Here is a 25,676-nt window from a genome sequence, read left to right as displayed (position 1 = left end):
CTCCTGCAATCGGGTGACGCATCATGGATTTCGACCGGTTAACCCTGACCCAGGCCGTGGCCGACCTCCGCGCCGGAAAAATCACGAGCACCGCGCTCACGACGGAAGCTCTTGCCCGCGCTAAGGCCAATGCCGATCTGAATGCCTTCGTCACCTTGGACGAGGTTGGTGCCTTGAAGGCCTCGGCCGCATTCGACGCGACGGGCGACAGCAAGCCCCTCGGCGGCGTGCCCATCGTGATCAAGGACAATATCGAGGTCGCGGAGCTTCCCTGTAGCGCAGGAACACCGGCGCTGAAGCAATACGTTCCGAAGGCTGACGCGCCTGTTGTCGCAAAGTTGCGCGCGGCGGGCGCGATCATCATCGGCAAGACCAACATGCACGAGCTCGCCTTCGGCATCTCCGGCTACAACACTGCGTTCAAGACCGGCACGGAGTTCGGCGTGCGCAACGCCTATGACCGTGCCCTGATCGCGGGCGGCTCCTCGTCTGGCACGGGTGCCGCGATCGGCGCGCGGATCGTTGCGGGCGGGCTCGGAACCGACACTGGCGGATCGGTCCGCGTGCCCGCCGCACTGAATGGATGTGCCTCGCTGCGCCCGACGGTCGGACGCTATCCGCAAGCTGGCATCGCGCCGATCTCGCACACCCGCGACACCGCGGGCCCGATGGCCGCGACCATGGCGGATGTCGAACTGCTCGACCGCGTCATTGCGGGCGGCGACGCCGTTCAACCGGCTGATCTGAAGCAGATACGAATCGGCATCGTGAGGTCGATGCTGATCAATCTTGATACCGACACCGATGCCGCCTTCCAGGCGGCGGTCGCGAAAGTGAAGACACAGGGCGTCACGGTCCTCGATATCGAGATGCCGCAGTTGGCCGAACTCAACGGCCAGGTCGGCTTTCCCATCGCGCTGTACGAGGCCTATGACGACATGGTGGCCTATCTCGCAGGCACCGGCACCGGCATCACCATCGACGCACTGGCGCGGGAGATCGCGAGCCCCGACGTCAAGGATACCTATGATGGCCTCGTGATCCCGCGCAAACTGCCTGGTCCCGACAATACCCTGGTCGATGCCGGCCCGATCTATGAGGCCGCCATCAAGTCCGCGCGTCCCGCCCTGCAGGCGCTCTACGGCAGGACCTTTGCGGACAACCGGCTCGACGCCATCGCCTTCCCCACCACGCCGCGCGTTGCGATCGCTTCCAACCCCGACGCCAGCAGCCCCGAAAATTTTGGCCTGTTCATCCAGAACACCGATCCCGGCAGCAATGCCGGGCTTCCCGGAATCCAGATTCCGATTGCGCTCGGCGCGGTCAGCAAACTGCCGATCGGGCTCGAGCTGGATGGTCCCGCAGGCAGCGATCGCTGCCTGCTTGCGGTCGGCATGGCGCTCGAAAAAGTGTTCGGGCGGCTGCCGGCGCCGCCCCGGTCATGAGTAGGGATTGATCAGCTTCTGCTGCTCGGCGCTGTGATGCACGAGCATGTCGATGAAGGTCCTGACCTTCGCCGACAGATGATGCCGGTGCGGATAGACCGCGTTCATCGACATCTCGACGGGACGATATTCGGGCAGAAGGCGAACGAGGTGACCGGCTTCGAGATCGTCCTGGACGAGAAAACCCGCCATCAGGCAGACGGCAGCGCTTTCCAGCGCCACCTTTCGCAAGGCCTCACCGCTGTTGGTGATGAAGCTGCCCGAAATTCGCACCGATGCCGGCGTGCCCTTGCGATCGAAGAAGCGCCAATCGTCGCCGAACGGATAGTTCAAGTGACGGGCGCAATTGTGCGCGGTGAGCTCATCGAGCTTCTGCACGCGACCGTGCCTTTCGAGATAGTCGTGCGAGCAGCACAGCACGTGGCGCCAGGTGGCGAGGCTGCGGACGATCAGGCTCGAATCCGGCGGTGAGGTCATGCGCAGGGCAACGTCATAACCTTCTTCGATGAGGTCGATGTCGGCTTCGCCCATGCGCAGATCAATCCTGAGCTCTGGATAGGTCGACAGGAGCTTCGCCACCACGGGCGCGACGAACGGCACCATGTGCGTGGCGACGTGGATCCGTAGCGTGCCGCGAGGCACCGACTGCAACTCGCTCGCGATATCGTCGGCCTGTTCGATATCGGCGAGGATCTGGATGCAGCGGTCGTAATAGGCCCTGCCGATCTCGGTGAGGTTGACCTTGCGCGTGGTGCGCTGGAGCAGCCTCACGCCGAGCCGGTCTTCCAGCGCCTGAACGTGATTGCTCACCATGGTGGTCGACATGTTGAGCTTACGGGCCGCTGCAGAGAAGCCGCCGGTCTCGACCACCCGGCTGAAGACTTCAAGGCTGGTCAATCGATCCATGCAGGCTGATTATCCGCTCTTGTTCGATAATCGCAAGGAATTTAGTCGGATTATCCGTCCGATCGTCCCACGGTTCGCGCATGCATTAGCAGCAATCGCGCGACAGACGCGGCAATCGCTCTGGGGCAGTCGCCCCCCTGGCTCGGTACACCCCACACCCAAGCGATGGCCCCAACTATCCACTCAAAATGGATAATCCTTCCGGCATTTTGCCGATTATCGCGCGAGTCAGGAAGACCGATACTCTCAGTCAGCCGATAGGAGATCGCGATGTCCGAGATGCCCCGCACCGAAAACTTCCAGCAAGCGACTGAAATCACTCATGATAACCCCAAGGTTCCGCTTCCGGTGCCTGCGCGGAATATCGTCCGGCGCGCGGCATTGGTGCTCGCCCTTCTCGCGGGCACGGCAGCGATTGTCCATTACGGACACGATTACTGGACCACCGGGCGCTACCTCGAGACAACCGACGATGCCTATGTGAAGGCCGACTCCACGATCGTCGCGCCAAAAGTCTCGGGCTACATCGCCAAGGTGCTGGTCAGCGATAACGAAGAGGTCAAAGCGGGCCAGGTGCTGGCAAAGATCGACGGCCGCGACTTCAAGGCGGCGCTCGACCAGGCGCGCGCCGATGTGGCTGCGGCGGAAGCGTCTGTGCGTAACCTCGATGCCCAACTCGAACTTCAGCAGCCTATCATCGAGCAGAGCACGGCCGATGTGACTGCCGCGGACGCGAATCTGAAATTCGCGCAGGAGGAGCGCGCCCGCTACGACGATTTGATGAAGTCGGGCTCCGGGACGATCCAGCGCGCCCAGCAGACTGACGCTGCGTTGCGCGCCAGCAACGCGCAACTGCAGCACGCGAAGTCGGGCCTCGTGGCCGCACAGCGCAAGGTAGACGTACTCACCACCCAGCGCGCGCAAGCCACAGCCCAGCTCGAACACGCGCGCGCGGTCGCCGAGCAGGCGGCGCTGAATCTCTCCTACACCGAGATTGCCGCGCCGGTCGACGGCACGGTCGGCGCCCGCTCACTGCGCGTGGGACAGTTCCTGCAGGCCGGCACGCAATTGATGGCGGTGGTGCCGCTCGATGCGGTCTATGTGGTCGCCAATTTCAAGGAGACCCAGCTCACCCATGTTCGCGCCGGCCAGCCGGTCGAACTGCATGTCGACAGTTTCCGCAACCAGACCCTGCGCGGCCATGTCGACAGCCTGTCGCCGGCGAGCGGCCTCGAATTCGCACTGCTGCCGCCCGACAACGCCACCGGGAATTTCACCAAGATCGTGCAGCGCGTGCCGGTGAAGATCGTGCTCGACGACCACCGCCTGACCGGGCTGCTGCGCCCCGGTATGTCGGCGGAGCCGACAGTCGACACCAAGGCGACCGTGCTGGCCGAACGCGAGACGGCCAAGCGCCTCGCCGACAATGCGACGCGACCCAACGGCGGCTAAAGGCCAACTCCGGCAGCATTATCAAGTCCTGCCGGACGATCCTTCCAACGCTTCCTCGATTATCGAAAACACTCGCCTGATGCATCCTGTCTCCATATCCGAGACGAGGCCTTCCATGAGCACACTCCAACCCGCGCTGAACGCCGCTTCCGCCGCCGGCATTCCCGCTCGAGCCGCACCCGCCACGCCGGCGGTTTCCACCAAGACCTGGATCGCCGTGATCGGCGCGACGCTCGGCGCCTTCATGGCGGTGCTGAACATCCAGATCGTCAATGCCTCGCTCGCCGACATCCAGGGCGCGATCGGCGCCGGCATCGACGACGGCGGCTGGATCTCGACCTCCTATCTGATCGCGGAGATCGTGGTGATCCCGCTGTCCGGCTGGCTCGCGCAGGTGTTTTCGATCCGCATCTATCTCCTCACCAACGCGGTCCTGTTCCTGATCCTGTCGGCCGCCTGTGCGCTGGCGCAGGACCTGCCGCAGATGATCGTGCTACGGGCGGTACAAGGTTTCACCGGCGGCGTGCTGATCCCGATGGCGTTCACGCTGATCATCACGTTGCTGCCGCGCGGAAAACAGCCGGTCGGGCTTGCGCTGTTTGCGCTGTCGGCGACGTTCGCGCCCGCGATCGGCCCAACCATCGGCGGTTATCTCACCGAGAATTTTGGCTGGCAGTACATCTTCTACGTCAATGTCGTCCCCGGCGCGATCATGGTCGGCATGCTCTGGTACGCGCTGGACGCAAAGCTGATGAAGCTGTCGTTGCTGGGCGAGGGCGACTGGGCCGGCATCATCACCATGGCGATCGGACTGTCCGCGCTGCAAACCGTCCTGGAGGAAGGCAACAAGGACGACTGGTTCGGCTCGCCCTTCATCGTCAAGCTCTCCGTCATCGCGGCCGTCGCGCTGACCGCCTTCCTGATCATCGAGCTCACGGTGAAGAAGCCGCTCCTGAACCTGCGTCTGCTCGTTCGCCGCAATTTCGGTTTCGGCATGCTCGCGAACTTCCTACTGGGAATCGCGCTCTACGGCTCGGTGTTCATCCTGCCGCAATATCTGGCCCGCATCCAGGGCTACAATGCCGAGCAGATCGGCATGGTACTGGCATGGACCGGCCTGCCGCAGCTCCTGCTGATCCCGCTGGTGCCACGCCTTATGCAGAAGCTCGATGCGCGGCTCATCATCGGCGTCGGCTTCGTCCTGTTTGCGGCCTCCAACTTCATGAATATTTACATGACCGGCAACTATGCCGCCGATCAATTGCTCTGGCCCAATGTGGTTCGTGCGATCGGGCAGGCGCTGGTGATGGCGCCGCTGTCTGCGGTGGCGACGTCAGGCATCGAACCGGAGAACGCGGGCTCGGCCTCCGGCTTGTTCAACATGATGCGCAATCTCGGTGGCGCCGTCGGCATCGCGCTGCTGCAGACCCTGCTGACCAAGCGCGAGCAGTATCACTCCAACGTGCTGATGCAGTCGGTCTCGCTGTTCGAGCAGGCGACGCGGACGCGGATGGAACAGCTCACGCAATACTTCGTCAATCACGGCATCCTCGACCGTGCGGACGCGTCGCATCGCGCCTATGTCGCGATCGGCCATATCGTGCAGAAGCAGGCCTATATCCTCGCCTTCAGCGACACCTTCTATCTGCTCGGCGTGGCACTGATCGTCGCGTTGATCGCTACCCTCTTCCTGAAGAAGGCCGGCCATGCCTCGGCCGGTGGCGCCCACTGACACCAACCCAGCAAGCAAGGAGAACGACCATGAAACCCCGCATGAATTTCTACCAGGCCGCACCCGACACGATGAAGGCGCTGATGGCGCTGGAAGAGCAGATCCAGTCGACGGGACTGGAGAAATCGCTGATCGAGCTCGTCAAGATCCGCGCGTCGCAGATCAACGGATGTGCCTTCTGCATCAACATGCACACCGAGGACGCCCGCAAGCGCGGCGAGACCGAGCAGCGCATCTATCTGCTCAACGCCTGGCCCGAATCCCCGCTCTATACTGACCGCGAGCGCGCCGCGCTGGCATGGACCGAGTCGGTGACGCTGATCTCCGAGACGCACGCGCCTGATGACGTCTACGAGCAGGTCCGCGCACAATTCTCCGATGCGGAGACGGTCAACCTGACGATGCTGATCGGGGCCATCAATGCCTGGAACAGGTTGGCGATCGCGTTCCGGGCGATTCACCCGGTGAAAGTGAAGGCGTCGGTGGCGTGAGCTGCGGCGCGCTAATACAAGGGTGGGCAAAGCGAAGCGTGCCCACCGTCTTTCAGCGAACGCGAGAGAACAGGTGGGCACGGCGCAAGCGCGCCTTTGCCCACCTACGGCAGCTTCGTCAGACCGCCGTCGCCTTGGCGAACTCCACATAAATCTCGCGCAGCCTTGTTGCCATCGGGCCGGGCTTGCCGTCGCCGATCTTCTTGCCGTCGATCGCAACCACCGGCTGGACAAACAGCGACGCCGAGGTGGCAAAGGCCTCCTTGGCGGCGAGCGCTTCGGCGACCGTGAAGGAACGCTCCTCGACCCGGAGCTGGCGCTCTTCGGCAAGAGCCACCACCGCCTTGCGGGTGCAACCCGGCAGGATCGCGTTGGAATTCTTGCGGGTCACGATGACGTCGTCCTGCGTCAGGATGAACGCCGAGGACGAGCCGCCCTCGGTGACGTAGCCGTCCTCCAGCATCCAGGCCTCGCCCGCACCGGCTTCGGCCGCGGCCTGTTTCGCAAGCACCTGCGCCAGCAGCGCGACGCTCTTGATGTCGCGCCGCTCCCAGCGGATGTCCGGCACGGTGATGACGTTGATGCCGGTCTTGGCCGATGCCGCGTTGATGATGTCCTTCTCCGAGGTGAACATCACCAGGCTCGACTTGACGTCGCCCTTGGGGAAGGCGAAGTCGCGGCCCTTGTCGGCCCCACGCGTGACCTGGAGATAGACGAGGCCGTTCTCGACCCTGTTGCGCGCGATCAGCTCCTTCTGGATCTCGGTGATGCGCTCGACCGTCTCGGGGAGCTTTAGCTTAATTTCGCCGACCGAGCGCTCCAGCCGCGTCAGATGCGAGGCGTTGTCGATCAGCTTGCCGTCAAGCACCGCCGAGACCTCGTAGATGCCGTCGGCGAACAGGAAACCGCGATCGAGGACCGAGATTTTAGCGTCCGAGAGCGGGACGAATGAGCCGTTGACGTAGGCGATCGAGTCCAAGGCAGGTCTCCTGGCGGGAATAAACGGAACTTCCGCTGCTATACGAAATTCGCAGGCACCGATAAACCCTATTTGGCGTCAGACGACTAATGCGACAAAATCTTCGACAAGAACTTCTGCGCGCGGTCGCTGCGGGGCTTGCCGAAGAAATCCTCCTTCGGGGCGTCCTCGACGATCTCGCCGCGATCCATGAAGATCACGCGGTTGGCGACCTTGCGGGCAAAGCCCATCTCGTGGGTGACGACCATCATGGTCATGCCCTCATGGGCGAGGTCCACCATGACGTCGAGCACCTCGCTCACCATTTCGGGGTCGAGCGCCGAGGTCGGCTCGTCGAACAGCATGACAATGGGATCCATCGCGAGCGCGCGGGCGATCGCCACGCGCTGCTGCTGGCCGCCGGACAGTTGCGCGGGAAACTTCTGCGCCTGTTCCTTCAGACCGACGCGCTCCAGCAGCTGCATGCCTTTCGCCACCGCCTTGTCGCGCGACCGGTCGAGCACTTTCTGCTGTGCGAGGCAGAGATTGTCGATGATCTTCAGATGCGGAAACAGCTCGAAGTGCTGGAACACCATGCCGACCCGCGAGCGCAGCTTCGGCAAATTGGTCTTGGGATCGTTGACCTTGGTTCCATCGACGCTGATGTCGCCTTTCTGGAACGGCTCCAGCGCGTTGACGCATTTGATCAGCGTCGACTTGCCCGAGCCCGAGGGACCGCAGACCACCACGACCTCGCCCTTGGTGACGCTGGTGGTGCAGTCGGTCAGCACCTGGAAGGTCGGGCTATACCATTTGTCGACGTGGCTGATTTCGATCATGACCGATACGCTCTAACGGATGATGGCGATGCGCGCCTGGAGGCGGCGGACGCCGTAGGATGCGACACAGGAGATGGTGAAGTAGACGATTGCGGCGAACAGATACATTTCGACCAAACGACCGTCGCGCTGCGCGACCTTGCTCGCAGCTCCCAGAAAGTCGGTAATCGACAGCACGTAGACCAGCGAGGTGTCCTGGAACAGCACGATGGTCTGCGTGATCAGAACCGGCAGCATGTTGCGGAACGCCTGCGGCAGCACGATGTAGCGCATGGTCTGGGCGTAGGTCAGCCCCAGCGCGTTGGCCGCGGCAGGCTGGCCGCGCGAGATCGACTGGATGCCGGCACGCATGATCTCGGAGAAGTACGCGGCCTCGAACATGATGAAGGTGATGAGCGAGGACGCGAACGCGCCGACGCTGATGGGGCGCGACGAGCCGGTCAGCCACTGCCCGATATAGGGCACCAGGAAGTAGAACCAGAAGATCACCAGCACCAGCGGCAGCGAACGCATGAAGTCGACATAGACGCCGGCGACGTATCCGAGCGTCTTGTAGCCGGACAACCGCATCAGCGCGATCGCCGTGCCGAAGACCAGGCCGCCGAGTGCCGCGAGCCCCGTCAGCATCAGCGTGAACGTCATGCCTTCGTAGAACAGATAGGGCAGTGCGCGGCGGATGACGTCGAAATCGAGATTGCTGAACATGGCGCTATTTCCCCGTGATGTAGCCGGGGATCGCGACCCAGCGCTCGAGGAAGCGCATCGCAGTCACGACGACGACGTTGACGAGGAGATAAAGCAGGGTCGCGGCGGTAAAGGCCTCGAACACCTGGAACGAGAATTCCTGCATCGAGCGCGCCTGTCCGGTGAGCTCGAGCAGGCCGATGGTGATGGCCACGGCCGTGTTCTTGATGGTGTTGAGGAATTCGGAGGTCAGCGGCGGCAGGATAATGCGGAACGCCATCGGCAGCAGCACGTAGCGGTAGCCCTGCACAGTGGTCAGGCCCAGCGCAGTCGCGGCCATCCTCTGCCCGCGCGGTAATGAGCCGACGCCGGCCTGCAATTGCACGGCGACGCGCGCCGACATGAAGAAGCCGATGCCGATCGCCGCCGTCCAGAACGGTGCGTTCGGCATTTGCTTCAGCCAAGTGCCGGCCGATTTCGGCAGCAATTCCGGCAGCACGAAGAACCACAGAAACAGCTGCACCAGCAGCGGCATGTTACGGAAGAATTCGACCCAGCAAAAGCCGATCCAGGACGCGGTCTTTGACGGCAAAGTGCGCAGCACGCCGACGATCGTGCCGAAAATCAGCGCGATGATCCAGGCGAGCACGCCCGTCTTCAGGGTCAGCACCAGCCCCGACAGCAGCATGTCAAGATAGGTGCCGGTCCCCATCGGGTTGGGCTCGAAGAAAATTCCCCAGTTCCAGTGGTAGTTCACGTGTCCCCCGCGCGAACGCGCCAATCACAGATGTCCCGGGCGCCTATGCAAATGTCCGGCCACCCTGGTGTCAAGAGTGGCCGGACATCATTTTGATCCCGAAGTCCTGATTCCAGGACGGATCGGAGCTTACTTATAGTCGTCCGGATTCGGCGAGTCGCTCGGCTTGGCGAACTCGTGCTTCAGCTCGGGCGAGATCGGGGTGTTGAGGTTGAGACCCTTCGGCGGGATCTTGGCCGTGAACCATTTGTCGTAGATTTTCTGGCCCTCGCCGGAGGTGTAGACCGCAGCGGTCGCCGCATCGACCACCTTCTTGAACGGCGCGTCGTCCTTGCGCAGCATGATGGCGTAGGGCTCAGGCTTGGAGAACGCATCCTTGGAGATAACGTAGTCGTCCGGCGACTTCGAGCCGGCAACGAGGCTCGCGAGCAGGATGTCGTCCATCACGAAGGCGACCGCGCGGTCGGTCTCGACCATCAGGAAGGATTCGGCGTGATCCTTGGCCGGAATGATGTTGGCGCCGAGGCTTTTCGCCACATTGGCTTCGGTGAGCTGCTTGATGTTGGTGGTGCCGGCAGTCGAGACTACCGTCTTGCCCTTGAGGTCGTCGATCGACTTCAGGCCGCTTGATTTTTTGAAGACGTAGCGGCTGGCGGTCAGGAAGTGGGTATTGGTGAAGGCGACCTGCTTCTGGCGTTCGACATTGTTGGTGGTCGAGCCGCATTCGAGGTCGATGGTGCCGTTGGCCATCAGCGGGATGCGGGTCGCCGAGGTCACCGGGTTGAGCTTCACCTCGAGCTTGTCGAGCTTGAGCTCTTTCTTCACGGCGTCGACGATCTTGTAGCAGATGTCCATCGCGAATCCGATGGGCTTCTGGTTGTCGTCGAGATAGGAGAACGGAATCGAGGAGTCGCGGAAGCCCAACGTGATGGCGCCGGTGTCCTTGATGTTCTTCAGCGTACCGGTCAGCTCCTCGGCCCCAGCCTGGCTGACGGCGAAGGTCGCGGCGAGCGCGAGGCCGATGCTACGGAAGTGTTTCACTTTTTGGTCCCCTTTCAGGATGATGCCGGCGGGATGCAAGCACAAAACAAGCCGGAATAGAATGTGACTTTCGACTGGATGGCGGCTCAGGTTAACGCTCAGGTTAGCGGGCGTGTTAGCGGACGTGTTAGCGGTCCTGGCAATTCCCCGAGATCCCAGAACAGGCCGGCCATCACCGTCAAGGCCTCTTCGGTCAATGGCAGCAGGATGTGCTCATTGGGCGCATGCTGGGAGCAGCCGGGATAGGAGTGCGGCACCCAGATCGTCGGCAGGCCCAGGATTTCGGAAAACACGTCGTTGGGCAGCGAGCCGCCGAAGTTCGGCAGCACCGCCGGCACCTTGCCGGTGGTCTCCTGCACCGAATCCGCCGCCCACTTGATCCAGGGGCTGTCGAAATCGGTGCGCGAGGCGGCAAAGCTCTGCGCCGCCCGCACCTCGACCATCGGAAAACCCTTCTGGACCAGATGTGCGCGGACGGCGTCGATCAGGCCGTCGATTTTGGTGCCGACCACGAAACGCAGTTGCAGCACGGCATTGGCGTGGCCGGGAATGGCGTTGGCTGGCTTCTCGATATTGCCGGACGACATCGCCAGCACTTCAAGCGTGTTCCAGGCATAGAGCCGCTCGGCCGCCGACAGCCCTTCTTCGCCCCAGCTCTCAGCGAGCGCCGGCTCGTCCTCGGTCGGCACCACCTGCACGTCGGCAAGATAGCTGCGGATCTGGTTGGTGAGCCGGGGCGGCTTCAGCGCTTCGAGCTGAAGGCGGCCGTGGCCGTCGACCAGCGTCGAGATCGCGTTGACCAACACGGTCGCAGGGTTGGCAAGCACGCCGCCCCAATTACCGGAATGATGTCCGCCGTCACGAAGGTTCACATCGAGATGAATGCGTATGCCGCCGCGGCAGCCGAGGAACAGTGTGGGGCGGTCGGCGGACAGGCGTGGCCCGTCCGAGGCCATGAACAGATCGGCCCTGAGCGCATCGCGATTGAGATCGCAGACCTTGCCGAGATCGGGCGAGCCGGTCTCCTCGCCCATCTCGACGATGAACTTGGCGTTGAAGCCGAGCTTGCCGCCGCGGGCGTCGCGCACCGCGCGGAGTGCCGCCATGTTGATGCTGTGCTGGCCCTTGTTGTCGGCGGTGCCGCGGCCATAGAGGCGCGTACCCGCAACCGTCGTGCGCCAGGGATCGCGGCCGTCGCGCCACTCGCCCTCCATGCCGTCGACGACGTCGCCATGACCGTAGATCAGCACGGTCGGCGCCGTCTCGCTCTCGTGGTGCTCGGCGAACAGAAACGGCGCCTTGCCGTTGGGAGATTCGACCATGCGGCTTTCGAAGTCGAGCGCGGCGAAAGCGGGCACCATCTCCTGTTCCAGATAGGCGCGCAGCTCGACGCTCCGGTTCGGATTCTGGCTCTCGGTCCGGTAGGCGACGCGGCGGTCGAGTTCGGTGAGGAACGCGCCGAATTTGAAATCGTCACGGGCGCGGGCGATGGCATCGGCTCTGGTCATTATTTTCTTTTTTAGGTTGCGAGACGAAAGAGCATACCCGAGACGGGTGGGCCTCCGAAAGTGGCGGGGACTTCGATAGTCTTGGGATTTCGTTCTTGCTCTCTTGAGATTGGCTTGCCAAGCGCAGCAGCACCGCTGATTTTGGCCTTGCCAAGGTCGAGTTATATGCAAGAACTTCGCCAAGTTCGGGCGCAGCTCTATCATTCGAAGAGCGCCCGGTACAGGGCGCCGGGGGACCATCATGGCCAAGCAGATCAGGCTCAACGCTTTTGCGATGAATTGCGTCGCGCACCAGTCACCGGGCCTGTGGACCCATCCGCGCGACCGCACGGCCGAATATAACCGCCTGCCCTACTGGATCGATCTCGCCAAAACGCTGGAGCGCGGCCGCTTCGATGGCCTGTTCCTGGCTGACGTGCTCGGGGTCTACGACGTCTATGGCAACAGCCCTGACGCAGCCTTGCGCAATGCAGCGCAGACGCCGTCGAACGAACCGCTGCTGCTGCTGTCGGCGATGGCGGCGGTGACGCAGAATCTCGGCTTCGGCGTCACCAGCAATCTTTCCTTCGAGCCGCCCTATCCGTTCGCGCGGCGGATGTCGACGCTGGATCATCTCACCGAGGGACGGATCGGCTGGAACGTCGTCACCGGTTATCTCGACAGCGCCGCGCGCGGGGCCGGCAAGGACAAGCAGACCGGGCATGACGACCGCTACGAGATCGCAGACGAATATATGGAGGTCGTCTACAAGCTCTGGGAAGGGAGCTGGGAGGACGACGCCGTGCTGCGCGACCGCAAGCGCGGCATCTTCACCGATCCCACAAAAATCCATCGCGTCAACCACGAGGGCGCGAACTACCGCATCAACAACACCATTCACCTCAGCGAGCCGTCGCCGCAGCGGACGCCCGTGCTGTATCAGGCCGGCACCTCGCCGCGCGGACGGCAGTTCGCGGCGAAGCATGCCGAATGCGTGTTCATGTCCGGGCCGTCGGCCAAGGTGATCGCGCCGCGCGTGTCGGCGATCCGTCAGGAGGCCGCCGCGTTCGGCCGCAATCCGGCGGAGATCCTGATGTTCTCGATGATGACGATCATCCTCGGCAACACGGAAGCCGAGGCGGCGGCCAAATATGCCGACTACCGGTCGCATATCAGCCCGGAAGGCGCGTTGGCCCTCATGTCGGGATGGACCGGCATCGACTTCTCCGGCTACGAACTCGATCAGCAGGTGCGTCATGTCCAGAACGATGCCGGCCGCAGCGCACTCGATAACGTCACCCGCGCCGATCCCGACCGCGTCTGGACCGTGCGCGACGTCATCGAGCATGTCGGCGTCGGCGGGGCCGGTCCTGTCGTGGTCGGCACGCCGGAGATGGTCGCAGACAAGATCGAGGCGTGGTTCGAGGCGACCGATGTCGACGGCCTCAATGTCGCCTTCGCGATCTCGCCCGGTGATTTCGAGGATATCGCCGACATGCTGGTGCCGGAGCTGACGCGGCGTGGAAGATACAAGAAAGAGTATGCGCAGGGCACGCTGCGGGAGAAGCTGTTTGGCGAGGGGCGCGCGCGGCTAGGTGCGCCGCATCCGGCGGCGGGGTTCAGGGTGGGGAAGACGGGGTAGGCCCGCTGCCGCCTCCTCGTCATTGCGAGCGAAGCGAAGCAATCCAGGATCCCTCCGCGGAAACAATCTGGATTGCTTCGTCGCTTCGCTCCTCGCAATGACAGCGGTTGATGTGCCTACACCTTCCCGTCCACCATCACCTCGATCAGCTTCGTCCCCGGACGGTTGAACGCTGACGCCAGCGTCGCCTTCAGCTCCCGCGGATCGCTGACCTTGATCGCCTCGCATCCCAGCGCCTTCGCGATCCCGGCGAAGTCCACTGGCGGATCGACAAAATCCATGCCGACGTAATTGTCGTCGCCATGGAATGCGAGCAAGCGCTGCTTGATGATGCGGTAGCCGCCATTGTTGGCGATGACGACATTGAGCGGCAGCTTGTGATGCGCCGCGGTCCACAGCGATTGGATCGAATACATCGCGCTGCCGTCGCCGGAGAAACAGACGACGGGCCGATCCGGATTGGCAATGCTGGCGCCGACCGAGGCCGGTAGGCCCCAGCCAATGCCGCCGGAGGCGAGACCGTGATAGCCGAAGCGGTCGCGGTGCGCACGCAACGCCGTGATCTGGCGGCTGGAGGTAAGGCCTTCGTCGACCAGGATGGCGTTTTCGGGCATGGCCTCCACCATTTGCAACACCAGCCAGTCCGGATCGATGGGGCTACGGTCCGCGGCCTTGCCGATCTGCTCCACCAGCGCGCCGCGCCGCGCGGTCCAGTTCTGCGGTGCGAGTTCGGCGAGACGTTGTTTCGCGCGGCTCGCCAGGGCAACGCCGCCCATCTCCTTCAGCACCGGAATCAGCGCGCGCAACGTCTCCTTCAGATCCGCCTTCAGCGCGATCTCGGCGCCGTAGTTCTTGGCAATCTCCCAATCGGCGAGGCCGACCTGCACGACCCCGAGACCATCCGGTAGCGCATCGACCTCGCTATAGACCGACATCCGCAGGGGATCGCCGCCGAGCGCGATCAGAAGATCGTAGGGTGCGAGCGTGTCGCGCGCGACCTTCTGCACGCGCGCCAGCGTGCCGACGAAGCTCGGGCTCTCGGAGAGAAAGTGCGAACCGTAGGGCGTCGAGGACTGATAGGCGGCCGCCCCCATCAGCTCGGCGAGCTCGGCGGCCTCATTCAGCGCGTCACTCTTGACCACCTCGTCCATAGTAACGATTACGGGGCGCTCGGCCTTGAGCAGGCGCGCGGCAAAAGCCTTCAGCGCCTCGTCCGACGGCCTTGTGCGGGCGTCGATGCGGGTGGAGCGGCCGAGATCGATGCCGGCCTCGCTGTTGAGGATATCGCCGGGCAGCGAGATGAACACCGGCCCGGTCGGCGGCGTCATCGCAACCTTGGCGGCGCGGCGAACGATGCGCGGCAAATCCTCCAGCCGCGTCACCTCGACGGCCCATTTCACCAGCGGCTCGGCCATGCGCACCAGCGGGCCATACAGCACCGGCTCCATCAAGCCGTGTCCCTGCTCCTGCTGGCCCGCGGTGAGGATCATCGGCGTGCCTGTGAACTGGGCGTTGTAGAGCGAGCCCATCGCGTTGCCGAGGCCGGGTGCGACATGGACGTTGCAGGCGACAAGCTTGCCGGAGGCGCGGCTATATCCATCCGCGATCGCCACCACCAGGCTCTCCTGCATCGCCATCACATAGGTGAGGTCGGGATGGTCCTTCAGCGCATGCATGATCGGCAGCTCGGTGGTGCCGGGATTGCCGAACAGATGCGTGATGCCCTCGTCCTTGAGCAGCGCGAGAAAGGCGGAGCGGCCGGTGATCTTGTTCTTCATGTTTCCTCCAGGCCCGCGGGCGTTGCCGCGAGGAGAGGCGCATGATGGCCGAAATCGCGGGACGCGCGCAAGGAAGTGCGATCATGGCTGCGTTGCGCGGGACGGTCTCATGTCCCGGACGCGGCGCAACGTGCAACGTTGCGACGCAGAGCCGGGACCCAGATTTGCGCCGAGTTCGCTGAGGCATGGGCCCCGGCTCAGCAGCGCTGCACTGCGTCCGGGGCACGAGAGTGGAGTGCGCTACATCTCCGCGCGCCCCAGATCGAACGGATCTTCGCCGCTGGCTCGCTTTTTCTTTTTCGAGCGCTGCCAGACCACGCCCGGAAAACCCGTCAGCGGCACCAGCGGCTCGCCGGTATAGGCCCATTCCTGAAGCTCTTCGATTGCGATGTGATAGAGCGGCTGGCGGCCGGTGCGCTCCTTGAACAGCGCGCGGGGAATGTTGACCATGTGCGGCCCGCGCGGGCGCTCGTATGTGATCGGCGTGCCGCAATGCGCGCAGAAGCTGCGCGCGGTCTTGGTCGCCTTGTCCTCGTAGCGGCTGAGCGCGGTTTTCCCCGAAATGATGCGAAACCGCTTCTTCCAGCTGCCGACATAGGTCGCATAGGCAGCGCCGTGGGCGCGACGGCTGGCGGCGGAATGATCGTGCCAGGCCCAGCGTGCGGGGACGTCGATCTCGAAGGTGACCTTGCCGCAGAGGCATTGGCCGGTGGCAATACCTGCGGCGACTGCGGCTTTGGCCATGGTGCTTCCCTCATCGTCTTTGCGAGCGCAGCGAAGCAATCCAGACTGTCTCTGCGGAAAGATCCTTGATTGCTTCGCGGCGCTCGCAATGACGAGATTGGGGCAACTGCATCGCTCTTTCAATGGGCCTTCCAGACAGCTGACACGCCTTCGCGTTCTCGCGGCGCGTTTCGCCCGAGCTTTAAGGTTTCGTTCGCGCGCTCTGAAGCCAAAGGGCGCAGGGAAGGCCGGGCGCCGGCGGCACCCGTTGGTCCGTGCGCGACAAGAGTGCACACGGGGTGGACCGATGGGGTGGCCGATCGCCCGGCCTTCCCTGCGCGGATGGTTTTAACGGTGTCCTTCGTGCTCTCCCCGGGGAGCGATGCACTATTGCCCCCGTCGTCCCGCCGATGACTGATGCGCACGCCCGGTCGGGCCGCCACATCACCGCTGGGACTTGACGCACAGACCCCGGGCGTCAGGACCACACGACTTCTCCGTCCGCGGACGCACCCGCCTGATCATCAGGGGCTCGCGTGTGCTCACCCCTGACAACCGACCAGCCCGCTCTCCAGCGCCGTGTCGTACCGCGTCGCGTGAGGACTCACGGTTGCCCGCCCTGTCATCACGCTGCCCGCGCCGTCGCTGCCGCGTCCACCGCCACCCGGCCCGCATGTCGTGACGATCGCGAACGCCCCTTTGGCAGGGCCAGGATGACCGTCGTATGCCATAAATCCGAAATTCGGAAAAGTGAAATCTTTTTGAAGTGAGGGCTTGACGGGGTGTTTTGCCCGACGCCTCGCGGGTGCAGGCCGCGCGCGGCGAGAGGGCTTGGGCAGCCCGCAGCTACACCGTCATTGCGAGCGCAGCGAAGCAATCCAGACTGTCTCTGCGGAAAAGATTCTGGATCGCTTCGCTCGCAATGACGGAAATTATGCTGGCGGTCGGAGCATCACTATCCGGGCCACGGAAAAGTCTACGCCGGCGTCAGCTCGTCATACACCGGATAATCCGTATACCCCTTCTCCTCGCCGCCATAGAACGTCGCACGGTTATACGGCGTGACCGGGTAATCGTGCTGCAGGCGGCGCGGCAGATCGGGGTTGGAGATGAAGATGCGGCCGAAGGCGATGATGTCGGCATGTCCCTCCGCGATCGCGGCGTTCGCCGTCTCGCCTGTGAAGCCGCCGGCGGTCATCAGCACACCGCGGTAGAGCGGGCGGAACAGCAGCATCGCCGACGGCACGTTCTGCCAGTTGACTTCCGCTCGCCCCGAGCCGCTGGAGCGCGGTTCGATGAAATGCAGATAGGCGAGACCGAGTTTGTCGATCGCCTTCACCACATGCGTGTAGAGCGGCATCGGATCGGGCTCGCCGGAATCATTGGCGATGCCGTGGGGCGACAGCCGCACGCCGACGCGGCCCGCGCCCCAGACGTCGATCGCGGCCTGCGTCACTTCGAGCAGAAGCCGCGCGCGGTTCTCGATCGAACCGCCGTACTGATCGGTGCGCTGGTTGCTGCGCGACTGCAAGAACTGTTCGAGCAGATAGCCGTTGGCGCCGTGGATCTCGACGCCGTCGAAGCCGGCGGCCAGCGCGTTCTTCGCGCCCTGCCTGAAGGCCTCGACGATGCCCTTGACCTCTTCGGTCTCCAGCGCGCGCGGCGTCTCGTAGTCGGAGATCTTGCCGTCGGCGGTCATCGCCTTCACGCCTTCGGCCTTGATCGGGATCGCCGAGGCCGAGACCGGCAGCTCACCACCGTGGAAAGAGGAATGAGAGACGCGGCCGACATGCCAGAGCTGGAGAAAGATGATGCCCCCCGTAGCATGCACGGCGTCGACCACCTTGCGCCAGCCGGCGATCTGCGTCTCCGAATAGATGCCGGGCGTCGCCGGGTTACCGCGGCCATGCGAGAGCACGGGCGAGGCCTCGGCGATGAGCAGGCCGCCTTGGGTGGCGCGCTGACCGTAATATTCGGCGTTGAGCGGCCGCGGCGAAAAGCTCTCGCGCTCGGCCCGCATGCGCGTCAACGGCGCCATCGCGACGCGATGCGCGAGCTTGTACGGACCGACCTGCAACGGTTTGAACAACGCCTCGAATTTCATGTGGGCCCCAATGGCTAAGAAAGGATGCGGATCATATAGCGAGGGGCGGCCACCGGAAAAGGCGCCGCCCCTACAAAAGCAGATATTCCCTCCCGCGGAACGCGGGAGAGAACAGGCCTTACGCCGTCTTGATCCAGACGGCCTTCACGTTGAGATATTCCTCGACATGCTGCTTGCCAGACTCGCGGCCGTAACCGCTCATCTTGTAGCCGCCGAAGGGCACTGCCGGGTCCATCGCCTGGTAGCAATTCACCCACACCGAGCCGGCGCGGAGCCTCTTCGCAACCGCATGTGCCTTGCTGACGTCGCGCGTCCACAGGCCCGAGCCCAGGCCGAACGTGGTGGTGTTGGCGCGCTTGACCAGTTCGTCCATGTCCTTGAACGCGATGGCGGAGATGACGGGGCCAAAGATCTCCTCCTGCGCGATCCGCATGTTGTCCTGGACGCCCGCGAACACGGTGGGTGAAACGAAGAAGCCTTTCGACAGCGCGCCTTCGGTGACCCGGCCGCCGCCGGCGAGCGCCTTGGCGCCTTCCTTCTGGCCGATGTCGAGATAGCTGGTGACGCGTTCGAGCTGCTGCTCGGAGACCAGCGGCCCGATCTGGGTGTTGGGATCGAGGCCGTTGCCCACTTGCAACTTCTTGCCGAACTCGGCGACACGTCCGACGAATTCCTCGTAGATCGACTGCTCGACGAACAGCCGCGTGCCCGCGCTGCAGATCTGCCCCGAATTGGCGAACACCGCCATCGCCGCACCAGGCACGGCCGCATCGAGATCGGCATCCGCGAACACGATGTCCGGCGACTTGCCGCCGAGTTCCAGCGAGACACGCTTGAGGTTGCCGGCCGAGGCACGGATGATCGACTGGCCCGTGACATGCGAGCCGGTGAAGGCGACCTTGTCGACGTCGTGGTGCGAGGCAAGCGCGGCACCCGCGGTCTCGCCATAGCCAGGCACGACGTTGATGACGCCGGGCGGCACGCCCGCTTCCATCGCGAGCTCGGCGATGCGCAGCGAGGTCAGCGGCGCTTCTTCGGCGGGCTTGAGCACGACGGTGCAGCCGGTCGCGATCGCCGGACCGATCTTCCAGATCGTTGCGGTCAGCGGGCCGTTCCAGGGAATGATGGCGCCGACGACGCCGATCGGCTCCTTCAGCGTGTAGGAGAATATCTCGCCGGGCAGCGAGTTCTCGATGGTTTCGCCGTGGATCGCGGTGGTCTGGCCGGCATAGTAGCGCAGCATGCCGACGGCGCGCAGGCGATAGGCGCGGGTACGGCTGAGCGGGGCGCCCATGTCGAGCGTGTCGAGCTGCGACAATTCGTCGAAATTCTTCTCGACGAGGTCGGCGAGCTTCAGGAGCAGGTTCTGCCGCTCGAACGGCTTGACCTTGCTCCAGGCCCCTTCGAAGGCGCGGCGGGCGGCAGCAACTGCACGGTCGATATCTTCCTTGTCGCCCTCGGCGACCGTTGCGAGCAGTTCGCCGGTGGCGGGGTTGTGGGTCTCGAAGCGCTTGCCGGAGGCAGCATCGACCCACTTCCCGTCGATCAGCATCTGCTTGTAGGACCCGTTGGCGAATGGATGGCGCGTGATCGGAATTGCCTGCGACACAGCCATGGCTGAACTCCCTGTCAAATGATTGATTGGTTCGATCTGGGCGGGATCGTTAGGTCGATAGAATACTGCGATGCCGGATAGGCGTAAAGTCGGTGCGGAACGAAGACCTCCCATGCCGACTTGTGCAGGGTCGCGCGAGCGCCATGTTATAGCCCGACCGAGCCCCTCTCCCGGAGACGATCCATGCCGCACCCCGCCATCGTCAAAGACAATGTTGCCGTGATCACCGGCGGAGCGTCCGGCATCGGATTCGCCGCCGCCGCAGCGTTCGCGCGCGGCGGCATGAAGGTGTGTATCGCCGATGTGGATCAGGCGCGGCTGGCGGAGGCCGCCGCAAAACTGTCATCCATCACTTCTGCCACACATGTGATGACCTTCGCGGTCGATGTCAGCAAGGCCGAGAGCGTGACGCAACTGGAGCGCGCCGTGCACGAGCGCTTCGGCGGCACCGACATTCTCATGAACAACGCGGGCATCCAGCCCGGCAGCACGCTGTTCGGCGAACCCGACAACTGGCAGCGCGTCATCGGCGTCAACATGTGGGGCATCATCAACGGCTCGCGCATCTTCGCGCCCAACATGATCGCGCGCGGCAGGGCCGGCCTCATCATCAACACCGGCTCGAAGCAGGGCATCACCACGCCGCCTGGCGATCCCGCCTACAACGTCTCCAAGGCCGGGGTGAAGGCTTTTACGGAAGCGCTCCAGCACGAACTGCGCAGCACCAGGGATTGCCGCATCACCGCGCATCTGCTGATTCCGGGCTTCGTCTTTACGGGCCTCACCGCGAAGGGCCGCACTGAAAAGCCGGCGGGCGCCTGGACGGCCGAGCAGACCGTGGATTTCATGCTGGCGCGGCTGGAGGCCGGCGATTTCTACATCCTGTGCCCGGACAACGACGTCCCGCGCGTGCTCGACGAAAAGCGCATGCTGTGGGCCGCCGGCGACATCGTGGAGAACCGCCCGCCGCTGTCACGCTGGCACCCGGATTATGCGGATGCGTTCAAGAGATTTGTCGAGGGGGATTAGATGAGCCGTGAGCCCCTCATGGTGAGGAGCGCGGAACGCGCGTCTCGAACCATGCAGGCCCAGCTGGGGCCTCGATCCCTCGAGACGCCCGCTTCCAGCGGGCTCCTCATGATGAGGGTTAGAGCGTCTCTTGCTGATGCCCGCAATTCTTGCAGACGAATTTGATGCGGGACTGGCCCTTTGGCGCCTGCACCCGGTTCGGGGCGCCGCATTTGCCGCAGACGGCCTCGATGCGGGTATCGCCCTGCTTGACGACGACGGTCTTCTTTTCCATCGATTCGCGGATCAGGCGCTCGGCCTCCTCACGCAGGGACTGTTTGGACAAAGCTCGTCTCCGCCATAAATGCGGGCGAGGCTTATCCCACCTGCGGCGAAATCACAATCCGAAACGGCTGCTCAGACTTCGACAATCACGTAGCTGTCCTCGACATGCACCGCAAACGTCTCGGCAACATACGGGCCCTTCTGGAGTTCCTCGCCTCGCTCCACCGCGACGGGATATGACCTTATCTTGACGCGCTTCGGGTCGAACCACGACTGGCCGTTGCGCATGTCGAACTCCCAGCCATGCCAGGGACAGCGCAGCATCTCGCCGACGCGCGAGCGCTGATAGATGCCAGGCTCGGGCGAGGTCAGCCGCGCCACGCACGCCGCTTTCTCCAGCGGCGCGCCTTCGTGCGGGCAGCGGTTCAGCAGCGCGAAGAACTCGCCATTGACGTGGAACACGACGATGTCGCGGCCCTCGACGTCGACGACCTTGTTGCCGCCGGGCGGGATCTCCGAGGTGGACGCAACGATGTGACGGGCCATATTCGCTCACACCGCTCTCAGAATTTATAGACCGCGCGGGCATTGGTGCTGAAGATCTTTGTCCGCTCGGCTTCTGTCAGCGGCGTCTTGAAAGCGAAGCGCGGATCGTCAAAGTCCCAGTGCGGATAGTCCGATGAGAACAATAGACGGTCGATGCCGACCCATTCGATCAGCGAGCGCAGATGCCGGGCTTCGTCAGGCTCGTCGATCGGTTGCGTCGTGAACCAGAAATGCTCGCGCACATATTCCGACGGCTTGCGCTTGAGATGCGGCACCTCGCTGCGGAAGCGCGCAAAGTGCTGGTCCATCCGCCACACCGCAGATGGGATCCAGCCGAAGCCGCCCTCGATGAAGACGAACTTCAATCTTGGAAAGCGCTCCGGCACGCCCTCGATCACGAGACTGGCAAGCTGCGCCGCAATGGTGTGTGCGTTGGACTGGTGCTCCTCGACATAATAGGACGGCCAGCCGCCGCCGGTCGGCGCATGCCCGCCATAGCCGCCGACATGGATGCCGAGCGGCAGATCCAGTTCTTGGGCACGTTCGTAGATCGGCCAGTAGCGGCGGCGGCCCAGCGGCTCGTTGGCGCGCGGCGAGACGTTGATCTGGATGTATTCGCCGATTTTCGCGCAACGTTCGATTTCGGCAATCGCAAGGTCGACGCCATCCTGGCCGACCAGAATCGAAGCCTTCAGGCGCGGGTCGCGATGCGACCAGAACGCCAGTTGCCAGTCGTTGATGGCACGCTGAATCGCGGCGCCAAATTCGAGGTTCTGCTGCGAGAAGATGAAGAGATCGAGCACCTGCAAAATCCCGAACTCGACATCGAGCGGATCGAGATGCTGCTTCTGCATGAAGGCGAGATCAGAGCCGGGTGGCCCCCCGGTCGGCGGCCAGGCGTCGCGCCGGGCGATCAAAGGCGAGGAGCGCGGATATGGCGTGGTGAACAGATAGGGCGTGCGCAGATGGCTGCCATATTCCTTCAGATGCTGCTGCCAGCGCTTGGGCAGGAACTCGTTGAGATCGTCGAACGAATGCAGGCTCGGATGCACGTCGCAATCGACGATGCGCAGCCGGGTCGCCATCGGCTTCTCGTCTTCACGCAGCGGACGGTCGATGACTTCACTCATGCGAACCTCCAAAGTCAGTTGGCGAGCGACAGCCGCGGAAACGTCTCCAGCGGGTTGTCGACGCACATCTTCGAGATGATGCTCTTCGGTAGGTTCGGCGGGATCGGATCGTCGCCGTCGAACTGCCAGTGCGGATAGTCGGACGCGAACAGGAACATCTTTTCGGAGCCGATCTGGTCGATGATCTCCTCGACGCTTTTGGCGTCGGCCGGCGCGTCGAACGGCTGCATGGTGACGCGAAAATTGTCGCGGATGATCGCAGCCGGCTCGCGCTCGACCCAGGGCACCTCGACGCGCACCCCGCGCCAGGTCTTGTTGGCGCGCCACATGAAGGTCGGCAGCCAGCTCACACCGGATTCCATCAGCACGACCTTGAGGTTCGGAAACTTGCCGAACACGCCCTCATAGATCAGGCTCAAGATCTGCGCCTGAAACGCCTGCGCCTCGACGAAGTAATATTCGTAGCGGTGCGACGGCCAGCCGGCTGAGCTCGGCGCCTGCCGATATTGCGTGCCGGCGTGGATCGCGAGCGGCAGCTTGTATTTCTCCGCGAGCCGATAGACCGGCCAAAAATGCCGCCGCCCCAGCAGCGTCTCGCCCTGAGCCAGCACCAGGATGGAGACGAAGCGATTGTCGCCGGCGCGGCGCTCGATCTCCTCGATCGCCAGATCCGGATCCTGCATCGGCACTACGATCGAAGCCCGCAGGCGCGGATCGCGCGACAGCCACTCAGTGGCGATCCAGTCGTTGATCGCCTTGCAGAAATCGGCCGCCATGTAGGGGTCGAACACGGCCTGCGCGCCATAGAGCACGTTGAGGATCGCGTGGCTGGCACCGAGCTGCTCGAACGCGCCCTTCTGCACCATCGCGAGATCGGAACCAGGCTTCGTGCCATTGGCCGGCCGCCAGTCGGTACGGCCAGTGAGCGGCATGCTCGGTGGATAGGAGGTGAGATCGAGTCCGTCGATGGCGCGGCTCACGACCTGCTCTTTCCAGTGATCGCTGAGATAGGGCAGCAGCGTCGTGCGCGTGCCACCAACCGCCGGGTGGACGTCGCAGTCGATCCGCGTCACCGCCATGAGCTTCCTCGCCGAGATCTTGTAAGCACATCTTATTGGCGGCGTTCTTGTGCGCCGCCCGCGAAGACTGCCCCTGCCCGTACGTTTGCGCAAGGTCGCGCGACCGCGCGATCCGTCATGGCTCGGTTGCATTTCCCAAGCGCGATATGAAGTTTGGCGGAATGTGCTCCGCCGCCGAAGCAGCGGAGCGCATTGGTCCGCCGCCTTCTTGCGTATTGTCTATGCCCATCAAGCCTCGATCAAGGTCGGCCCGAAGCGATGGCGCAGCGGCTGCGCGGCTCGATCAGGCTGAAGCCGACCGACGAGGGCGCGGCCTTCGAGCTGCCGTTTCCAATAGCCTAGATCGCGAACACCCAGGCGGCGACGATGGTGCCGATGGTGACCAGACCGGCGATGGTCCAGCCGGCGGCGTATTCCAGCTCAGGATGACCGGTCGCCCGCATGATCTCTGCCGGATCGGCGGTATGCTTCTGTGCCATGACAGCCTCGCACATTACTTCCTGCGTCATATGTAAGTCGCATCAGCAGCCATTAGGTTCCATCACGGAAATGCGAGGAATGACGCAGCTTGGTTTGTTCGTCGATCCGCAAGAAGGCCCCGACGGCCTTCGCTACACCGACAATTTTATCGAGGACGCCGCCGAGCAGGCGCTGATCGGCCGCATCGCGGCATTGCCGCTCCAGCGCTTCCAGTTCGGCGCCTTCGAGGGCAACCGCCGGGTGGCGTCCTTCGGCTATCGCTATGACTACGCCCTGCAGCGGCTCGCGAAGGCCGAGCCGATCCCGGACTGGGTGCTGCCCCTCGCGCATCAGGTCGAGACATGGGCGGGCCTCGTTGGCGGCAGCGTCCAGCAGGTGCTCTGCACCGAATACGACGCCGGCGTCGGCATCGGCTGGCATCGCGACAAGCCGCATTTCAAAGAGATCCTCGGCCTGTCGCTTGGCTCGTCCTGCAAATTCCGCTTCCGCCGCCGTAGCGGCGACAAATGGGAGCGCGACACGCTCGAAGCCCTGCCGCGCTCGCTTTACATGATGGACGGCGAGGCGCGGTCGCAATGGGAGCACAGCATCCCGCCGGTCGAGGCGCGCCGCTACTCCATCACCTTCCGGACGATGAAGCAGGCCTGACGGGGCGGCCAAAACAAAAAACGCGAAAACAACCCCATGCACAGTAGAACGGCGTTCTCGGCGCGAGGCTCGGCCCTGCGGCGTAACCGTTTGACACCTCGATGCAAAACAGCCGCGCCGCGCAAAGGCGCAAGGCCTGGCGAACTTGCCTTCCAATTCGCGTTTACATGCTAAACTGGTTCCACGCGCCGCCCAGGAGGGAAGCCGCGATTGCAGGTCCAGGGAGCCACGGATGAAACCCGTTCGATTGATCCTCGCCTGCGCCCTCGTTGTCGCAACCGCCTCCGGCGTCGCCGGTGCCTCCGGCGCGGCGCCGGCAAAGGTCTCCGGCTCGACGGCGCTGGCGCTCGCGGGGGTGATCGCGCCGGTGTCACCGGTTCTGTCCGGCGCCGAGAAGAAGGCAATGGCGATGCTGTTCGCCGCCAACAGCGACATTCCCTACAAGAAGCCGATCGTGGTGACCGCCGATAGAATCGTCTGTCGCACCGGCAACGTCGACATCACCGTGCGGAACTGCGAGGTCGCCTTCGGCAAGAAGACCAGGACGGTGAACGGCTCCACGGCCAACGAGATATTCGCCACCGAAGCACTGGCCGGCATTCCGCCCGACGGCGCGGCGGGATCGAATTTCGAGAGCCTGACGAACCTGAGCTGCACGATCGACCCCAATACCATCAGGCGGAAGGACGGCGGCGGGGCGGATTGCACGTTCCAGCCGGGGAATTGAACCGGGCCGGGAGGACGAAACCGGGGTGCCGTGAAATCGCCTCAAGACCAACTAACTAATAAGGCGAATTGAAAAGACAGGCCAAACGCGCGAGCCCATATCGGGCACGCGGGGCCGAC

Annotated in this window: 24 protein-coding genes; 8 read left to right on the top strand and 16 right to left on the bottom strand. The window is 63.7% G+C overall.

Annotated features, from left to right (window positions below; translation table 11 throughout):
* Window positions 1-23: 23 nt before the first annotated feature.
* Window positions 24-1,445 carry an indoleacetamide hydrolase gene (gene iaaH, locus IVA74_RS03055; protein ID WP_247339757.1) on the top strand — a complete coding sequence of 474 codons (1,422 nt, stop codon included), beginning with the start codon at window positions 24-26 and terminating at the stop codon, window positions 1,443-1,445.
* Here iaaH and IVA74_RS03050 read toward each other — a convergent pair.
* Window positions 1,440-2,351: a LysR family transcriptional regulator gene (locus IVA74_RS03050; RefSeq protein WP_247339755.1), complete on the bottom strand. Its 912-nt coding sequence runs from the start codon at window positions 2,349-2,351 to the stop codon at window positions 1,440-1,442. The two genes, iaaH and IVA74_RS03050, sit on opposite strands and share 6 nt — an antisense overlap.
* A 270-nt stretch (window positions 2,352-2,621) precedes the next feature.
* Between IVA74_RS03050 and IVA74_RS03045 the strand changes: the two genes are divergently transcribed.
* The 3 genes from IVA74_RS03045 to IVA74_RS03035 all read left to right on the top strand — a co-directional run bounded on the left by IVA74_RS03045 (window position 2,622) and on the right by IVA74_RS03035 (window position 6,026).
* On the top strand, window positions 2,622-3,803 hold the full coding sequence (locus tag IVA74_RS03045) for an HlyD family secretion protein (protein ID WP_247339753.1): 1,182 nt from the start codon (window positions 2,622-2,624) through the stop codon (window positions 3,801-3,803).
* Window positions 3,804-3,918: 115 nt separating this feature from the next.
* On the top strand, window positions 3,919-5,535 hold the full coding sequence (locus tag IVA74_RS03040) for an MDR family MFS transporter (protein ID WP_247339751.1): 1,617 nt from the start codon (window positions 3,919-3,921) through the stop codon (window positions 5,533-5,535).
* A gap of 29 nt (window positions 5,536-5,564) precedes the next feature.
* The gene (locus IVA74_RS03035) at window positions 5,565-6,026 is read left to right on the top strand and encodes a carboxymuconolactone decarboxylase family protein (protein ID WP_247339750.1); all 462 of its coding nucleotides are present in this window, start codon (window positions 5,565-5,567) and stop codon (window positions 6,024-6,026) included.
* Between the two features lie 118 nt (window positions 6,027-6,144).
* Here IVA74_RS03035 and IVA74_RS03030 read toward each other — a convergent pair whose 3' ends face one another.
* The 6 genes from IVA74_RS03030 to IVA74_RS03005 all read right to left on the bottom strand — a co-directional run bounded on the left by IVA74_RS03030 (window position 6,145) and on the right by IVA74_RS03005 (window position 11,813).
* Window positions 6,145-7,005, bottom strand: coding sequence for a D-amino-acid transaminase (locus IVA74_RS03030; RefSeq protein WP_247339747.1), 861 nt, complete (start codon window positions 7,003-7,005; stop codon window positions 6,145-6,147).
* An 86-nt stretch (window positions 7,006-7,091) separates the two neighbouring features.
* A complete protein-coding gene (locus tag IVA74_RS03025; protein ID WP_247339745.1) occupies window positions 7,092-7,823 on the bottom strand; it encodes an amino acid ABC transporter ATP-binding protein in 732 nt (243 codons plus the stop codon).
* 12 nt (window positions 7,824-7,835) lie between these two features.
* On the bottom strand, window positions 7,836-8,528 hold the full coding sequence (locus IVA74_RS03020) for an ABC transporter permease subunit (protein ID WP_247339744.1): 693 nt from the start codon (window positions 8,526-8,528) through the stop codon (window positions 7,836-7,838).
* Between the two features lie 4 nt (window positions 8,529-8,532).
* Complete coding sequence (locus IVA74_RS03015; RefSeq protein WP_247339743.1) at window positions 8,533-9,264, bottom strand: amino acid ABC transporter permease; 732 nt, start codon at window positions 9,262-9,264, stop codon at window positions 8,533-8,535.
* A gap of 129 nt (window positions 9,265-9,393) precedes the next feature.
* Window positions 9,394-10,305: an amino acid ABC transporter substrate-binding protein gene (locus IVA74_RS03010; RefSeq protein WP_247339742.1), complete on the bottom strand. Its 912-nt coding sequence runs from the start codon at window positions 10,303-10,305 to the stop codon at window positions 9,394-9,396.
* A 98-nt stretch (window positions 10,306-10,403) separates the two neighbouring features.
* Window positions 10,404-11,813, bottom strand: coding sequence for a M20 family metallopeptidase (locus tag IVA74_RS03005; RefSeq protein WP_247339741.1), 1,410 nt, complete (start codon window positions 11,811-11,813; stop codon window positions 10,404-10,406).
* 241 nt (window positions 11,814-12,054) lie between these two features.
* On the opposite strand from IVA74_RS03005, the gene IVA74_RS03000 reads away from it, so the two are divergent.
* Window positions 12,055-13,434: an LLM class flavin-dependent oxidoreductase gene (locus tag IVA74_RS03000; RefSeq protein ID WP_247339740.1), complete on the top strand. Its 1,380-nt coding sequence runs from the start codon at window positions 12,055-12,057 to the stop codon at window positions 13,432-13,434.
* A 116-nt stretch (window positions 13,435-13,550) separates the two neighbouring features.
* Here the strand turns inward: IVA74_RS03000 and IVA74_RS02995 are convergent, their stop codons facing one another.
* The 4 genes from IVA74_RS02995 to IVA74_RS02980 all read right to left on the bottom strand — a co-directional run bounded on the left by IVA74_RS02995 (window position 13,551) and on the right by IVA74_RS02980 (window position 19,654).
* A complete protein-coding gene (locus tag IVA74_RS02995; protein WP_247339739.1) occupies window positions 13,551-15,212 on the bottom strand; it encodes a thiamine pyrophosphate-binding protein in 1,662 nt (553 codons plus the stop codon).
* Between the two features lie 240 nt (window positions 15,213-15,452).
* The gene (locus IVA74_RS02990) at window positions 15,453-15,956 is read right to left on the bottom strand and encodes a GFA family protein (protein WP_247339737.1); all 504 of its coding nucleotides are present in this window, start codon (window positions 15,954-15,956) and stop codon (window positions 15,453-15,455) included.
* Window positions 15,957-16,911: 955 nt separating this feature from the next.
* Window positions 16,912-18,039: an alkene reductase gene (locus IVA74_RS02985; protein WP_247339734.1), complete on the bottom strand. Its 1,128-nt coding sequence runs from the start codon at window positions 18,037-18,039 to the stop codon at window positions 16,912-16,914.
* 118 nt (window positions 18,040-18,157) lie between these two features.
* Complete coding sequence (locus IVA74_RS02980) at window positions 18,158-19,654, bottom strand: aldehyde dehydrogenase family protein (protein ID WP_247339732.1); 1,497 nt, start codon at window positions 19,652-19,654, stop codon at window positions 18,158-18,160.
* A gap of 183 nt (window positions 19,655-19,837) precedes the next feature.
* On the opposite strand from IVA74_RS02980, the gene IVA74_RS02975 reads away from it, so the two are divergent.
* Window positions 19,838-20,683: an SDR family NAD(P)-dependent oxidoreductase gene (locus tag IVA74_RS02975; protein ID WP_247339730.1), complete on the top strand. Its 846-nt coding sequence runs from the start codon at window positions 19,838-19,840 to the stop codon at window positions 20,681-20,683.
* Between the two features lie 118 nt (window positions 20,684-20,801).
* On the opposite strand, the gene IVA74_RS02970 is transcribed toward IVA74_RS02975, so the two are convergent.
* From IVA74_RS02970 to IVA74_RS02950, 5 genes are all read right to left on the bottom strand, one after another.
* Window positions 20,802-21,008, bottom strand: coding sequence for a zinc ribbon domain-containing protein (locus IVA74_RS02970; protein WP_247339728.1), 207 nt, complete (start codon window positions 21,006-21,008; stop codon window positions 20,802-20,804).
* Between the two features lie 71 nt (window positions 21,009-21,079).
* Window positions 21,080-21,493, bottom strand: a complete 414-nt coding sequence (locus IVA74_RS02965) for a Rieske (2Fe-2S) protein (RefSeq protein WP_247339726.1) — start codon at window positions 21,491-21,493, stop codon at window positions 21,080-21,082.
* A gap of 17 nt (window positions 21,494-21,510) precedes the next feature.
* Window positions 21,511-22,623, bottom strand: coding sequence for an amidohydrolase family protein (locus IVA74_RS02960; RefSeq protein ID WP_247339725.1), 1,113 nt, complete (start codon window positions 22,621-22,623; stop codon window positions 21,511-21,513).
* A gap of 14 nt (window positions 22,624-22,637) precedes the next feature.
* Window positions 22,638-23,702 carry an amidohydrolase family protein gene (locus IVA74_RS02955; protein WP_247339724.1) on the bottom strand — a complete coding sequence of 355 codons (1,065 nt, stop codon included), beginning with the start codon at window positions 23,700-23,702 and terminating at the stop codon, window positions 22,638-22,640.
* Window positions 23,703-24,040: 338 nt separating this feature from the next.
* A complete protein-coding gene (locus IVA74_RS02950; RefSeq protein ID WP_164718835.1) occupies window positions 24,041-24,181 on the bottom strand; it encodes a hypothetical protein in 141 nt (46 codons plus the stop codon).
* A 79-nt stretch (window positions 24,182-24,260) separates the two neighbouring features.
* Here IVA74_RS02950 and IVA74_RS02945 point away from each other — a divergent pair, with 79 nt between their 5' ends.
* Together IVA74_RS02945 and IVA74_RS02940 are read left to right on the top strand one after the other, a co-directional pair.
* The gene (locus IVA74_RS02945; protein ID WP_247339723.1) at window positions 24,261-24,830 is read left to right on the top strand and encodes an alpha-ketoglutarate-dependent dioxygenase AlkB; all 570 of its coding nucleotides are present in this window, start codon (window positions 24,261-24,263) and stop codon (window positions 24,828-24,830) included.
* A 232-nt stretch (window positions 24,831-25,062) separates the two neighbouring features.
* The gene (locus IVA74_RS02940; RefSeq protein ID WP_247339721.1) at window positions 25,063-25,557 is read left to right on the top strand and encodes a hypothetical protein; all 495 of its coding nucleotides are present in this window, start codon (window positions 25,063-25,065) and stop codon (window positions 25,555-25,557) included.
* Window positions 25,558-25,676 lie beyond the last annotated feature (119 nt).

The sequence above is a fragment of the Bradyrhizobium sp. 132 genome, from assembly GCF_023074185.1.
In the GTDB taxonomy this organism is placed as follows: domain Bacteria; phylum Pseudomonadota; class Alphaproteobacteria; order Rhizobiales; family Xanthobacteraceae; genus Bradyrhizobium.
The sequence above is the reverse complement of the archived record's forward strand: the minus strand, read 5'-3'. Positions and strand labels throughout refer to the sequence as shown.